This is a genomic window from Herminiimonas sp. GW821-FHT09C12 (assembly GCF_059416385.1).
Genome location: NZ_JBWKPC010000001.1, coordinates 575,367 through 589,196, shown reverse-complemented (window position 1 = coordinate 589,196; position 13,830 = coordinate 575,367). Strand labels below are relative to the sequence as shown.

The window sequence follows — 13,830 nt, the reverse complement described above, 5'->3', positions numbered from 1 at the left end:
CAAGCGGCGCAACGTATTCAACGATAGCCGCTGCGCTAGCCGCAGCAGGGAACGGCGATCAAATCGTTATCTGTCCGGGTACTTACAACGAGTCCCTTACCTTCACACAATCCAATCTGACGATACGTTCGTCTACCGGCAATAGAAGTGACGTCAAGATCAACAATAGTGCGACCGTATTCACGATCAGCGGGCAAAACGCCACGTTGAGAAATCTGACGATTACGTCTACCGGCAGTGGTAATGCAGCGATTGCCAACGATTACAACAATGGCGTAGGGAAGCATACATTCCAGGATCTGGCGATTACGGCAAGAGGGACCGGCATCTATTTGCAAACCGGTGGCCCGCATACTTTCAAGCAATTGAATATCATCAGTAGTGCAGGCAGCGGTATCAATGTGGGATACAACGCAGATGCCGCACATGTTTTCGATACTGTGACGGTTAATAGTTTTGACGATGGCATTGTTGCGGCGCGCGGCGTTGACTCGATGGAGGCGATCAATGTTTCCTCATCCAACGGGGTAGGTATCACTGTCGGCAGTAAGTACAAGGCAACTTTTGAGGACATGACGGTTACTGCTCAAAAGACTGCTTTTCAGATGAATTATGTGGAGAATGCGCAGCCCCATTCATTTAAAGATCTGACGTTGACATCACAATCGGGAAGAGGAATGTATGTCGATCTTTCCGGGAAGTTGACCTTCAATACTGTTGTCGTCACATCGAACGGTGGCAATGGCATTGAGTTGACTTCCAATGCAAATGGGGCGCATACATTTAATACAGTGACGGTCACGAGTACAGGAGACGGTATCAAGGCCGATCGTGGTCTTGTTTCCATGCAGTCCGTGACAGTCACAGCCGGTGGTGCAGGGATAGCTCTGTATGATGTTTCTTCAATAAAAACCGCCAGCATCAGCTCGCAGGGTGTTGCGCTCAACATCAGTAATCCGAGCAGTGTGACGCTTGATGGCGTGCTTGCCAAATCGGCTAACGCAACGGCCATCAATTTGGACTATGGAACAACAGCTGGTGTTCATAACTTAAAGAACATCACGATCAATAGTGCAGGCGTGGATGGGTTGGAGGTTTCTCGCTCCAGCAAGGTTATTGCGGACAATATTTGCGTCAATTCTGCGACCAGATACGGTTTGTCTTTCAATTACAACGCAGAGAGTGTGACGCTGAAGAATTCCATCATCAAGGGCAATGGTAACTATGGCGTTAATCTCCAATCGAATCCTGATTCATCCAGCCATGTGAACAGAAGCTGTTTTTATCAGGCACCGTGTGCCACAGCGTCCTATTCCGGCAGCGCACGCGATTTTAGCGGTAACTATGCAGCGCCGGCCAATTGCAACAATGGTACTTATGCGACATTTACATCGTCGCTTCCCAACTGTCCTTTGGTAACCAGTAATTGTTATGTAGGGATACCGACGGCAGCGACAGTGGGAGGATTCAACGCATTTGAATCGTCGACTGCCGCTGCTGCAATCACTGGCGTGATCAAGACAAAAATTGCTGGTGCCGCAATCGGTTTGGACGTGATTGTATTGAATGCCGCAAAAACGGCAGTAGAGACAGGATTTGTCGGGGATGTGAAAGTCGAATTGCTTGGTAATGTAGATTGGAACGGTACATTGGATGCCGTCAATTGCCCGGCTTCATCAACGCTGCTTACTTCGCAAGTCATGACATTCGCAGCCGCAAATGCCGGACGGAAAAACGTCGCTATTGCTGCTGTGCCTAATGTGTATCGCGATGTGCGTGTGCGGCTGAGTTATCCTGCGACCGGTACGGCGACTACGGTTGCGTGTTCGACGGATAATTTTGCCATTCGTCCCGATAAGTTCATCAACGTTTCTGCAAAAGATGGTGATTGGAAAACGTCGGGCACGACGAGAACCTTGGCCAATAGTGCGGTGACCGGCGGCAATGTGCATAAAGCAGGCCAGCCTTTTACTCTCAGTGCGACGGCAGTCAATACCGCTGCGGTTACAACAAGTAATTACACCGGTAGACCAAGTGCAACCATTGCCTGCACATTGCCGACACCGACTTGTACAAATGGTGTGTTAACCACGACAGTATGGGATGGTTTAGGGAGTTTGGGGACAACGATATCAAATGATGCAAAGTATTCAGAGGTCGGGAGTTTTGATCTCACACTGACAGACTCCGAATTTGCCAATGTTGATATCAATGATTCGTCTGTAGCTGAATATACTATTTCCAGCGATCAGATATTTGTCGGGCGTTTTGTGCCGGATCATTTCTCACTGACGGTGGATACTATTCCGGTATTCCAGACCTTCAATGCGACTTGTACTGATACACGTTCCTTTACTTATATTGGTCAGCCATTCAAATATAAGACTCCGCCGAAAATTACCCTTACGGCGCAGAATGCCGATGATGGCACGACTAGCAATTACAGGAATACATTGTGGACATTGACTGATGCAGGGATTGATCAGGTTTATTCACCAGTTTCCCCTGAGCTTAATCGTGTGGCTGTGGTGGGCCCTGTTACCTTTTTTAAGGCGAATGGTACGGGCACCATTGAGATCAATTCTGCAGATGAGCTGGCATTTCAACGTGATCCCGCGTTACCCAGAGTACCATTTAACGCAAATATTTCTTTGAAAGTCAGTATTGCAGAAGTGGTGACTGGTCACGGAGAAGTGAATGGGGGCGGCAAAATCGTTTCTAACACGCTTACTTTTGATGGTAATGCGGCTACCGGCATTGCCTTTGATTCAGGAAACCAGTTCCGTTACGGCAGAATGCGGATGGACAATGCCAACGGTTCGGAGTTGTTGAATTTGTCGCTGCCTATCAGAACCGATTTCTGGAATGGTACGAACTTTGTCACGAATGCGGCCGATAACTGCACCACCGTTGCTGCGGCTAATGTGGCGTTCCGTGCTTATGTGGGTGGTGTTAATGTGAACAATATGCCGGTGGCAACGCATGTGGCGAATGGCAGCACGCTCAGACAGGGTGTTGGTCGCATTGTATTGACAAGGCCGGCACCTGCGCCAGCGAGTAACGGTAGTGTGGATGTCTGTGTTGATTTGGGGCCCGATACTGCGCCGCCAGCAGGAATTGCATGTACGGCCGTGACTTCTGCAGCACAACCCTGGTTGCAAGGGCGTTGGTCGCAAATTTTGTTTGACGACGATCCCGGCGCGCGCGCGACTTTTGGCGTTTATAAAAGCGGTCCGGTGATTTATATGCGGGAAGTATATTGATGCATGACTCGTGCTGCATTTACGGAGAAAACATTTCCGTAAAAGAAGCCGACAATAAAAAACGCCTCATGCGAAAACATGAGGCGTTTCTATTTGAATGCTTTGGTGGCCCGGGGCGGAATCGAACCACCGACACAAGGATTTTCAATCCTCTGCTCTACCGACTGAGCTACCAGGCCAAGCGCGCAATTATAGCAAAACTATTGAAGTCTGCAAGAGGTATGTGCAATTTGAATTATTTTCAGCCGCTATAATGAGCGTGCTTCAGTAATTTCCTCCCTCTTCTTTCACGGATTTGGCTTTATGCATGTGCAAAGCGACGTTTGTATTATTGGCGATGGCGCCATCGGTAAAGCCGCTGCGCTTGGTTTTGCGCAGGCTGGACTGAAGGTCAGCTTGTTGAGCCCTGCTGCGTCGACTGCATCTTCCGTCGCAAAAGAAGAGTGGGATGTGCGGGTCTATGCGGTAAATCATATTGCGCAGACTTTATTGTCTTCCGTGAAAGTGTGGGATGCGCTCGATGCAAGTCGCGTAGAACCTGTTGATTCCATGGTGGTGCATGGCGATGGTGCCACTGCCGGTGAGTTGGCATTTGATGCCTATGGCGCACGCGTTGGCACATTGGCATGGATAGTTGAAGACCGTAATTTGAATCAAGCGCTCGATGCTGCCTTGAAATTCGCATCGAATGTACAGATCGTCCATGGACGTGCGGTCAGCCTGCAAGCAAACGACAGCAGTGCGCGCGTGCAGCTCGCCAATGGCGATACGCTTGCGGCGGAGTTATTAGTTGGGGCCGACGGCGGACAATCGTGGGTGCGTGCGCAGTGCAATATCGATTTCGACTATCGGCCTTATGGTCAGCGCGCCATTGTTTCCAACTTCGCTTGTGAAAAACCGCATCATGGCGTGGCGTATCAATGGTTCTCCGCAGCAGAGGGCATCATTGCACTCTTACCATTGCCGGGACAACGCGTGTCACTAGTGTGGTCGGCGCCGGAGACCTTGGCCGAGACATTATCAAAAGAATCGCTCACGCAACTTGCCGCGCGGGTAACAGATTTGTCGACGCAACAACTCGGCACCTTATCTCCTTTGCAACCAGAGATGATGAAGTCATTCCCGCTGTCCTTGATACGTCCGCATACCATTACTGCGCCGCGCATTGCGCTGGTTGGTGATGCCGCGCATGTGATCCATCCGCTGGCAGGACATGGGATGAATTTGGGTTTTGCCGATGTCGCCGCACTGATCAAAACAGTCACTGAGCGCGGTATGCACCGCGATTGCGGTGATGCGCGCGTGTTGTCGCGTTATGCACGTACACGCAAGGAAGATATACTGTTGATGCAATTGGCAACCGATGGTTTGGCTCGGTTGTTTGGTGCTGATCTGGAGCCTTTGCGAGTTGTACGCAATATAGGATTGAACTTGGTGAACAAGTTGCCAGTCTTAAAAAGACGCCTGATTGGGCACGCACTGGGAAAGTCTTTGTAATACCACTCCCATCTGAAAAATCTTAACGGAATGTAATATGAAAATAATCAAGGCTGCAGCAGCGGCATTGTTGGGCTTGGTCTTTGTCAGCGCCTTTGCTGAAACGGCACAAGAAGTAGCGGTGCGCAAAGCAATTGAGCCACGCTTGGGTAGCGATGCGAAAGTGGCATCGGTAACCAAAACGCCTTATTCCGGTTTGTATGAAGTGCAAGTAAATGGCGACATCATTTACACCGATGCAAAAGCACAATTTTTGTTCATCGGCCGCGTAGTCGATACCAAGACATATCAGGATTACACCAAAGCACGCCTAGAAGAAATCAACAAGGTTGCTTTCAGTGATCTGCCATTGGACGCTGCGATGAAGCAGGTCAAAGGTAATGGCAAGCGTGTGATCGCGGTATTTGAAGATCCGAACTGCGGCTACTGCAAACGCTTCCGTCAAACGCTGGAAGGTATCAATGACATTACTGTCTACACCTTCATGTACAACATACTGTCGCCGGACTCGATCGCTAAATCACGCAATGTTTGGTGTTCAGCAGATCGCAATAAAGCGTGGGACGACTGGATGCTGAATGGAAAAGCGCCAGCTCCTGCGTCCGATAAATGCACAACGCCGCATGAAAAAGTGTTGGCATTGGGACAAAGAATGGGTGTTACTGGTACACCAACCATCATCTTCACCGACGGCTCACGCATTCCTGGCGCAATTGATGCAAAAGGTCTGGAAGCTAAATTGGCGACTATAAAGTAAAAAATATTTGGCAATATTGAAAACGGCTACGCTTGCGTAGCCGTTTTCATTTCTGAGCAGTATTCCGATGATGGAAATGGCGCGCGTTCATCATTTCTATTTAACGCGTGATCTGCGTACGCAGGCAGATACCGCTAAACTAACGTTCTTGTACCTTACAACGGCTCAGCATGAAAAACGCAATTCAATACACCATCGTTCCTAAAGATTTGGCCGCGCATTTATTTGCCGTGAGCGTGACGGTCAGTCAGCCTGATCCGGCTGGACAGCGCTTCTCTCTGCCTGCGTGGATTCCGGGCAGCTACATGATTCGCGAGTTCTCCAAGAACATCGTACGTATACGTGCTGAATCCGGTGGTTATGAAGTTGCGCTGAACAAACTGGATAAGCATACCTGGCTCGCTGATGTGTGCACCGGTCCATTGACCGTACACTATGAAGTCTATGCGTGGGATTTGTCGGTGCGCACTGCACATTTGGATCAGACGCATGGTTTCTTTAACGGCACTAGCGTTTTCCTGCAGGTCGATGGTCAAGAGCAGCGCGTGCATGAAGTGGATATTCAGAAGCCACAAGGTGACACTTATGCAAAATGGCGTGTTGCGACGGCGATGCGCCAGCTGAAAGCCAAGCGTTACGGTTTCGGTTCTTATATCGCGTCGAACTACGATGAATTGATCGATCACCCGGTGGAGCTTGGCACCTTCGCCCTCGCCAGCTTCAAGGCACATGGCGTGCAGCACGATATGGTCTTTACCGGGCGGGTACCAAACCTGGATCTGCCGCGCCTGAGTGCCGATTTGCAAAAAATCTGCGAAGCGCAAATCTCTTTATTTGAGCCGAAGACGCATCGTGCACCGGTAGACCGTTATGTCTTCATGACAATGGTGGTCGGTGATGGATATGGCGGGCTGGAGCATCGTGCATCGACTGCGCTGATTTGTTCGCGTGCCGATTTGCCGGTCAAAGGGCAAAAGGAAATGACCGATGGTTATCGCACCTTCCTCGGTCTTTGCAGCCATGAGTACTTCCATACGTGGAACGTCAAGCGCATCAAGCCAGCCGCTTTCGCACCTTATGATTTGAAGGAAGAAGGTTACACGCCACTGCTCTGGTTGTTTGAAGGTTTCACTAGTTATTACGATGACCTGATGCTGGTGCGTAGTGGTGTCATTAATGAATCTGCTTATCTGAAGCTGGTAGCGAAAACAGTCAATAACGTATTGCGTGGTACTGGTCGTCATAAACAAAGTGTGGCCGAATCAAGCTTCGATGCATGGGTTAAATATTATCGTCAGGATGAAAATGCACCGAATGCCATCGTCAGCTATTACACCAAGGGTTCATTGGTCGGTCTGGCGCTCGACCTGACTATCCGTGAGCAGACCAAAGGCAAGAAATCGCTGGATGATGTGATGCAAGCCTTGTGGCAGCAATACGGGCGTGACTTCTATCAGGATGGCAAAGCCGGTCGCGGTGTGACCGAAGCTGAAGTCGATGCGCTGTTCGACAGCGTCACCGGTCTCAAGCTGAAAAAAGTACTGGATCGCTGGGTACGCGGTACTGAAGATATTCCGCTGGCAAAATTGCTGGCACCTTTCGGCGTCGACTTCGCCGACGAGCGCAAGAATGCAAAACCGGGTTTGGGCATGCGCACTGTGCGTGATGGTAATGACTGCAAGGTGGCGAATGTGTACGAAGGTGGCGCTGCGCACAAGGCGGGTTTGTCGGCTGGTGACGTGCTGGTGGCCATCGATGGCTTGCGAGTGACGGCGACTAATCTGGATAGCCTGCTGAGCCGTTATCGTGTCGGTCAGACCATCGGCTTGCACGCTTTCCGGCGCGATGAATTGATGATCTTCAATGTAGCGTTGGCACCATCGGATGTACCTGCTGTTACGCTGAAGAGCGCAGACAAGCCGGCAGCGGCTTTACGTTTGCGCAAGGCATGGCTGAATTTGCAGGATTAAAGTAGGAAGTAAAACAGAAAGTAAAACAAGAAGCAGGTGCGCAGTCTATGCGCACCTGTATGAATCGCCCAGCTAAGTGAATTACTTAAACAGGCGGCTCAGTTCGACGCCTGGATCCGGCGCGCGCATAAAGGCTTCACCCACCAGGAAAGCGTGTACATCGGCATCACGCATTTTCTTCACATCGTCAGGTGTGACGATGGCTGATTCGGTAATGATCAGTTTGTCCGGCGAAATGCGCGGCAACAAATCCAGCGTGGTTTGCAGCGAAGTCTCGAAGGTGCGCAGATTACGGTTGTTGACACCGAGCAGGCTGGTTTTCAGTTTCAATGCTGCAGTCAATTCCTCTGTGTTGTGCACTTCCACCAAAACATTCATGCCCAGTTCATGCGCGCAGGCTTCGAGCTCTGCCATCAAGCCATGGTCCAGTGCTGCAACGATCAGCAAAATACAATCGGCACCCCAGGAGCGCGCTTCATACAATTGATACGGATCGACGATGAAATCCTTGCGCAAGGCAGGCAAGGCGCAGGCAGCACGCGCCTGTTTCAGGTATTCCGGTGAGCCCTGGAAGAATTGCACGTCGGTCAGTACGGATAAACAGGCAGCACCATTCTTTTCATAGCTGACAGCGATCTCGGCCGGATGAAAGTCCGGGCGTATCACGCCTTTGGATGGCGAAGCCTTTTTGATTTCAGCAATGATGCCTGCATTTCCTGCTGCAATTTTCGCCCGCAGATTTGCTTCAAAGCCACGAATGCTGGCGCGCGCTTCTTTGTCGCTCTCTACTTCGCTACGTAAGCTAGCCAGACTGCGATATTTTTTGGCAGCGGCGACTTCGTCAGCTTTAACGTCGAGAATTTTATTCAGAATATCGGACATGATTTTTCAGTATCTTTAATGGCAGGCTGTGCGTTATGCGCTCAAGCCTTGCCGAGTGCTTGTGTAACCTGCACGAATTGTTCGAGCTTGGCACGCGCCGCACCGGATGCAATGGCCTCGCGTGCTTTTGCTAAACCGTCGGCGATGGAGCTGGCGACGCCAGCCGCATACAGGGCAGTGCCGGCATTCAATGCAACGATGTCACGAGCTGCTCCATCAACGTTATCCAGCGCTTCAAAGATCTTGGCTTTCGATTCCACCGAATTTGCGACCTTCAGGTTGCGGCTGGCGATCATTTGCAGGCCGAAATCTTCCGGATGAATTTCATATTCGCGGATTTCGCCGTTGACCAGTTCGCCGACCATGGTGGCTGCACCCAGCGAGACTTCATCCATATTGTCGCGTCCCCAGACCACGATTGCATGTTGCGCGCCAAGGCGTTGCAGGACGCGTACCTGGATGCCGACCAGATCCGGATGGAACACGCCCATCAGGATATTCGGTGCGCCCGCAGGATTGGTCAGTGGTCCCAGGATATTGAAGATGGTGCGTACGCCGAGTTCCTTGCGTACCGGTGCTGCATGTTTCATTGCCGCGTGATGATTCGGGGCAAACATGAAGCCTATGCCGGTCTGTGCGATCGATTCGGCGACCAGTTCCGGTTTCAGGTTAATGTTCGCTCCTAATGATTCCAGCACGTCGGCACTGCCCGACGATGACGAGACGCTGCGACCGCCATGCTTGGCGATGCGCGCACCGGCCGAAGCCGCGACAAACATCGAAGCGGTGGAAATATTGAAAGTGTTGGCGCCATCACCACCGGTGCCGACGATGTCGAGCAGATTGGTGGTATCGGTCAGCGGCACCTTGGTGGAGAACTCGCGCATGACTTGTGCCGCCGCTGCGATTTCTCCTATGCTTTCCTTCTTCACGCGCAGGCCCATCGTCAATGCCGCGATCATGACCGGCGACATTTCACCGCTCATGATCTTGCGGAACAAATGCAGCATCTCGTCGTGGAAAATTTCACGATGATCGATACAGCGCAATAAAGCTTCTTGTTCGGTGATCGGCATGACGATGCTTTCTGGTTTCAAATGATTTGCTGCAATATCCATCAGCGTACGAGGAAATTCTTCAGCAGCGCATGTCCGTGTTCGGACAAAATCGATTCAGGATGGAATTGCACGCCCTGGATATCGAACTCCTTGTGGCGTACGCCCATGATTTCGCCATCATCGGTCCATGCGGTAACTTCCAGGCAATCCGGCAAGGAGGCGCGTTCGATTGCCAGCGAGTGATAACGGATCACTGTGTATGGCGATGGCAAATCCTTGAATACGCCGACGCCGGTATGTGTGATTTGCGAAGTCTTGCCGTGCATGACTTGCTGCGCACGCACCACCTTGCCGCCGAATGCCGCGCCTATCGCCTGGTGTCCGAGGCAGACGCCGAGGATAGGCAACTTGCCTGCAAATTGTTGCAGGATAGGTACCGATACGCCGGCTTCATGTGGTGTGCAAGGACCGGGCGAAATGCAGATGCGCTCAGGGTTCAGCGCGGCGATTTGTTCCAGTGTGATCTCGTCATTACGCACGGTGTGCACGTCTTCGCCCAATTCGCCGAAGTATTGCACCAGGTTGTAGGTGAACGAGTCGTAGTTATCGATCATCAGTAACATTTAAATCTCCCCGTCCAAACCGTCTTGTACCTGTTCCGCTGCACGCAATACTGCGCGTGCCTTATTCTCGGTTTCCTGCCATTCCATCTCGGGCACTGAATCAGCGACGATACCGGCGGCGGCCTGGACATACAGCATGCCATCCTTGATGACGCCGGTCCGGATCGCGATCGCTAGGTCCATTTCACCGCCGAAGGACAGGTAGCCGCAAGCGCCGCCATAAATGCCGCGCTTGGTTGGTTCTAGCTCATCGATGATTTCCATCGCGCGTACTTTAGGTGCGCCGGACAATGTGCCGGCCGGGAAGGTTGCTTTTAATACGTCCAGATTCGACAAACCTGATTTCAAGGTACCTTCGACATTGGAAACGATGTGCTGCACGTGCGAGTATTTTTCAATCACCAGCTTGTCGGTGACTAATACGCTGCCGGTTTCTGCGATGCGACCGATGTCGTTACGTGCGAGGTCGATCAGCATTACGTGTTCTGCGATTTCCTTCGGATCGGCCAGCAATTCTTTTGCCAGTGCCGCATCTTTTTCCGGCGTCGCGCCACGTGGGCGGGTGCCAGCCAGCGGACGTATCGTGATTTTCTTTTTGTCTTCTGAAACGGTTTCGTTACGCACCAGGATTTCCGGCGACGAACCGACGATTTGCATATCGCCGAAATTGTAGAAATACATATACGGCGAAGGATTCAGCGAACGCAGCGCACGGTACAGCGTGAGCGGCGAATCGACATACTGCTTCTTGATGCGCTGACCGATCTGTACCTGCATCAGGTCGCCGGCCATTACATATTCTTTGGCTTTGGCGACGGCGGCCAGATAAGACTCTTTGTCGAATTCGCGTATCGTTTCGGTGCGTACCGAGGCAGTCGTTACTGGCAATTCAACCGCGCGATGCAACATGGCGCGCAAGTCTTTCAGGCGCTGCCGACCTTTGCTGAAGGCTTCCGGCTGGGTTGGATCGGTATACACGATCAGATACAGTTTGCCGGACAGATTGTCGATGACGGCCAGTTCTTCGGTCAGCAGTAATTGGATTTCCGGCAGGCCGAGGTCATCTTTCGGTGTGGAATGCGCCAGACGTTTTTCCACATGGCGCACAGCGTCGTAACCGAAGTAACCAGCCAGGCCGCCGCAGAAGCGTGGCATGCCGGGCAAAATCGCTACTTTATAGCGCGCTTGGAATTCAGCGATGAAATCGAGCGGATTGCCTTCGACGGTTTCAACGATCTTGCCATTCTTGACGACTTCGATGCGCGTACCAAAGCTGCGCATCAGCGTATTGGCTGGCAAGCCGATAAAGGAATAGCGTCCGAAACGCTCGCCACCGACGACAGATTCCAGCAGGAAGGTATTCTTCCCGCCATTCTGGGTTTGTGCCAGTTTCAGGTAGAGCGTGAGCGGTGTTTCCAGATCGGCGAAAGCTTCGGCGATCAGTGGAATACGGTTGTAGCCTTGCGCGGCTAACGATTTGAATTCGAGTTCAGTCATAGTTCTCTCCGGACCGCTATTGTAGACGAGCGGTTTAGTACTTTAGTAAGTACTGTAAAAAACGTTGCTGATCGCGCAAAAGATATAGGCGATCAGCGGCAAGTGGTGTTTAAGACCAGTTTTGCCAGCCTCGCCATAGCCAGGCCTCATGGGCGCCCGGTGTTGCGATACGTTTTTTGTCGAGAGACATGATGATTTATGTTGGTGAAATAAGATGTGCTGCGTCTAGCAGCGAGGAAACTATACCATCGGTATCGACATCTTGTATAGCCTGCCCGTGGTTGTAGCCATAAGGTACGTTGAGAACTTTGCAACCTGCCGCACGCGCTGCCTGCGAGTCGTTGATGGAATCGCCGATGGCTACGATTTGTGCTGGCGCCAGATCAAAATCAACGCATACCTGCAGCAATTGCATAGGGTCTGGCTTCTTTTTCGCAAACGAGTCGCCACCGTAAATCACTTCAAAATAATCGTGCAAGCCGGTTTTTTTCAGCAGCGGCAAAGTAAATGCCATCGGCTTGTTGGTGACGCAAGCCATGCGCAAACCTTTGGCTTTCATTTCTTGCAGACCTTCGTGTACGCCGGGATAAGCGCTGGCGAATTCGCCGTTGACGTCAAAGTAATGCTGCTCGAACAAGGCCATGGCTTCTGCGAAGCGCAGTTCAACGTCGCTAGGCGAAAAATCGACACCTATGGTTTTGCGCACCAAGTTCTCTGCGCCCTTGCCGACAAAGCTGATGGCGGTATCAAGATCCAGTGGCGCTAGCCCTAAACCATCGCGCATGCGATTGATGGCGATATGCAAATCCTGCGCGGTATGCAGCATGGTGCCGTCGAGGTCGACGATAACGCCACGTATGCCGTGCAGCACCTTGTTTTCAGTCGCGTTGCTCAAACTCATACTTTCGCTAATTCGCTGCGCATCGCATCGATCACGGCTTTGTAGTCTGGCTTGCCGAAAATGGCAGAGCCGGCGACGAAGGTGTCTGCGCCAGCGCGTGCTGCGGCTTCGATATTGTCGATTTTGATGCCGCCATCGACTTCCAGCATGATGTCGCGGCCGGATTCATCGATCAACTTGCGTACGGCAGCGATTTTTTTAAGTGTGTGAGGAATGAAGGACTGTCCGCCGAAGCCGGGATTGACCGACATCAGCAAAATGATGTCGAGCTTATCCATCACGTGTTCCAGATAATCCAGCGAAGTTGCCGGATTCAGTACCAGACCGGCTTTGCAGCCATTGTCACGTATCAGTTGCAGAGTGCGATCGACGTGGTCGGACGCTTCCGGGTGGAAGGTGATGATGTTGGCGCCAGCCTTGGCAAAATCGGGGACAATGCGATCAACCGGCTTGACCATCAGATGCACGTCGATCGGTACTTGTACATGCGGGCGTATGGCTTCGCATACCAAAGGTCCTATCGTCAGATTCGGAACATAATGGTTATCCATGACGTCGAAGTGAATGATGTCGGCGCCGGCGGTGACAACATTGCGCACTTCTTCACCAAGACGGGCGAAATCGGCGGATAGGATGCTGGGAGCGATGCGATAGTTAGGCATGGTCGTGACTTTGAAGAAGAAGCAGCTATTTTAACCCGCGACTCTTCGGTGGTGCCTTGCATGGCGTATGAATTTCGTGTGCAATGGGCTGCTATGTATATATAAGAGCAATTGAATGTGCGTTGCTCGACAGAATTGAACGATAAAAGCAGCGCAGGGAACTTGCTGCACAAAAGGAATCAAATGGCATCTTACGAATTTACCGTGACCGTCAATACGCAGTATCTGGAAGAGCAATCCGATCCAGGTCGTTCTAACTATGTGTTCGCGTATGCGGTGACGATCAAGAATACCGGGCAAGTGGCGGCGCAATTGATTTCGCGCCATTGGGTGATTACCGATGCCAACAACCATACGCAGGAAGTGCGCGGTCTGGGTGTTGTTGGTAATCAGCCATTGTTGCAGCCTGGGGAGCAGTTCGAGTACACCAGTGGGACGTCTATGCCGACTCCGCAGGGTTCAATGACTGGTGAGTATTTCTGCGTGGCAGAAGATGGCGAGCAATTTGAGGTGAAGATTCCTGAGTTTGTGTTGTCTCTGCCGCGTACTTTGCATTAATTCTGCGATTGATCCGCTGTATCGTCCTTGGGCGGTAAGGCTTTCTTTGCTGGTGGATGGTTCGGTTTTTGTCCCGAGAACATCGTCCACCACACGATAAAGAACAGTAAGAACAGTGCGATTCCCGCTTCAACCAATAATAGCCACATTGCCAATTACTCC

General features: G+C 51.5%; 12 protein-coding genes and 1 tRNA gene. 5 read left to right on the top strand and 8 right to left on the bottom strand.

What is annotated here, in order from left to right; genetic code table 11:
- Nucleotides 1–365 precede the first annotated feature (365 nt).
- The gene (locus AC07N2_RS02740; protein WP_494776898.1) at nucleotides 366–3,263 is read left to right on the top strand and encodes a right-handed parallel beta-helix repeat-containing protein; all 2,898 of its coding nucleotides are present in this window, start codon (nucleotides 366–368) and stop codon (nucleotides 3,261–3,263) included.
- A gap of 103 nt (nucleotides 3,264–3,366) precedes the next feature.
- On the opposite strand, the gene AC07N2_RS02735 is transcribed toward AC07N2_RS02740, so the two are convergent.
- Nucleotides 3,367–3,442: transfer RNA gene (locus AC07N2_RS02735), tRNA-Phe, on the bottom strand.
- 124 nt (nucleotides 3,443–3,566) lie between these two features.
- On the opposite strand from AC07N2_RS02735, the gene AC07N2_RS02730 reads away from it, so the two are divergent.
- From AC07N2_RS02730 to AC07N2_RS02720, 3 genes are all read left to right on the top strand, one after another.
- Nucleotides 3,567–4,760, top strand: coding sequence for a UbiH/UbiF family hydroxylase (locus AC07N2_RS02730; RefSeq protein WP_494776897.1), 1,194 nt, complete (start codon nucleotides 3,567–3,569; stop codon nucleotides 4,758–4,760).
- 37 nt (nucleotides 4,761–4,797) lie between these two features.
- On the top strand, nucleotides 4,798–5,517 hold the full coding sequence (locus AC07N2_RS02725) for a DsbC family protein (protein WP_494776896.1): 720 nt from the start codon (nucleotides 4,798–4,800) through the stop codon (nucleotides 5,515–5,517).
- A 170-nt stretch (nucleotides 5,518–5,687) separates the two neighbouring features.
- The gene (locus AC07N2_RS02720) at nucleotides 5,688–7,487 is read left to right on the top strand and encodes a M61 family metallopeptidase (RefSeq protein ID WP_494776895.1); all 1,800 of its coding nucleotides are present in this window, start codon (nucleotides 5,688–5,690) and stop codon (nucleotides 7,485–7,487) included.
- An 81-nt stretch (nucleotides 7,488–7,568) separates the two neighbouring features.
- Here the strand turns inward: AC07N2_RS02720 and trpC are convergent, their stop codons facing one another.
- From trpC to rpe, 6 genes are all read right to left on the bottom strand, one after another.
- Complete coding sequence (trpC, locus tag AC07N2_RS02715; protein WP_494776894.1) at nucleotides 7,569–8,369, bottom strand: indole-3-glycerol phosphate synthase TrpC; 801 nt, start codon at nucleotides 8,367–8,369, stop codon at nucleotides 7,569–7,571.
- A gap of 41 nt (nucleotides 8,370–8,410) precedes the next feature.
- Nucleotides 8,411–9,445: an anthranilate phosphoribosyltransferase gene (gene trpD / locus AC07N2_RS02710; protein WP_494776893.1), complete on the bottom strand. Its 1,035-nt coding sequence runs from the start codon at nucleotides 9,443–9,445 to the stop codon at nucleotides 8,411–8,413.
- Nucleotides 9,446–9,486: 41 nt separating this feature from the next.
- A complete protein-coding gene (locus tag AC07N2_RS02705; protein ID WP_076592547.1) occupies nucleotides 9,487–10,050 on the bottom strand; it encodes an aminodeoxychorismate/anthranilate synthase component II in 564 nt (187 codons plus the stop codon).
- Nucleotides 10,051–11,547: an anthranilate synthase component I gene (gene trpE / locus AC07N2_RS02700; protein WP_494776892.1), complete on the bottom strand. Its 1,497-nt coding sequence runs from the start codon at nucleotides 11,545–11,547 to the stop codon at nucleotides 10,051–10,053.
- Nucleotides 11,548–11,743: 196 nt separating this feature from the next.
- The gene (locus AC07N2_RS02695) at nucleotides 11,744–12,448 is read right to left on the bottom strand and encodes a phosphoglycolate phosphatase (protein WP_494776891.1); all 705 of its coding nucleotides are present in this window, start codon (nucleotides 12,446–12,448) and stop codon (nucleotides 11,744–11,746) included.
- Nucleotides 12,445–13,110, bottom strand: coding sequence for a ribulose-phosphate 3-epimerase (gene rpe / locus AC07N2_RS02690; RefSeq protein ID WP_494776890.1), 666 nt, complete (start codon nucleotides 13,108–13,110; stop codon nucleotides 12,445–12,447). The genes AC07N2_RS02695 and rpe overlap by 4 nt, the downstream gene beginning before the upstream one ends.
- A 183-nt stretch (nucleotides 13,111–13,293) precedes the next feature.
- On the opposite strand from rpe, the gene apaG reads away from it, so the two are divergent.
- Nucleotides 13,294–13,668 carry a Co2+/Mg2+ efflux facilitator ApaG/CorD gene (apaG, locus tag AC07N2_RS02685; protein ID WP_494776889.1) on the top strand — a complete coding sequence of 125 codons (375 nt, stop codon included), beginning with the start codon at nucleotides 13,294–13,296 and terminating at the stop codon, nucleotides 13,666–13,668.
- Here apaG and AC07N2_RS02680 read toward each other — a convergent pair.
- Complete coding sequence (locus tag AC07N2_RS02680) at nucleotides 13,665–13,817, bottom strand: hypothetical protein (protein ID WP_494776888.1); 153 nt, start codon at nucleotides 13,815–13,817, stop codon at nucleotides 13,665–13,667. The genes apaG and AC07N2_RS02680 overlap by 4 nt on opposite strands.
- Between the last annotated feature and the right edge of the window lie 13 nt (nucleotides 13,818–13,830).

What these genes read in the sequence shown, in the direction of transcription:
- apaG (WP_494776889.1), top strand. Translation starts at nt 13,294, where the DNA reads ATGGCATCTTACGAATTTACCGTGACCGTCAATACGCAGTATCTGGAA.
- trpC (WP_494776894.1), bottom strand. Translation starts at nt 8,369, where the DNA reads ATGTCCGATATTCTGAATAAAATTCTCGACGTTAAAGCTGACGAAGTC.
- AC07N2_RS02705 (WP_076592547.1), bottom strand. Translation starts at nt 10,050, where the DNA reads ATGTTACTGATGATCGATAACTACGACTCGTTCACCTACAACCTGGTG.
- AC07N2_RS02720 (WP_494776895.1), top strand. Translation starts at nt 5,688, where the DNA reads ATGAAAAACGCAATTCAATACACCATCGTTCCTAAAGATTTGGCCGCG.
- trpD (WP_494776893.1), bottom strand. Translation starts at nt 9,445, where the DNA reads ATGCCGATCACCGAACAAGAAGCTTTATTGCGCTGTATCGATCATCGT.
- AC07N2_RS02680 (WP_494776888.1), bottom strand. Translation starts at nt 13,817, where the DNA reads ATGTGGCTATTATTGGTTGAAGCGGGAATCGCACTGTTCTTACTGTTC.
- AC07N2_RS02730 (WP_494776897.1), top strand. Translation starts at nt 3,567, where the DNA reads ATGCATGTGCAAAGCGACGTTTGTATTATTGGCGATGGCGCCATCGGT.
- AC07N2_RS02725 (WP_494776896.1), top strand. Translation starts at nt 4,798, where the DNA reads ATGAAAATAATCAAGGCTGCAGCAGCGGCATTGTTGGGCTTGGTCTTT.
- trpE (WP_494776892.1), bottom strand. Translation starts at nt 11,547, where the DNA reads ATGACTGAACTCGAATTCAAATCGTTAGCCGCGCAAGGCTACAACCGT.
- AC07N2_RS02695 (WP_494776891.1), bottom strand. Translation starts at nt 12,448, where the DNA reads ATGAGTTTGAGCAACGCGACTGAAAACAAGGTGCTGCACGGCATACGT.
- rpe (WP_494776890.1), bottom strand. Translation starts at nt 13,110, where the DNA reads ATGCCTAACTATCGCATCGCTCCCAGCATCCTATCCGCCGATTTCGCC.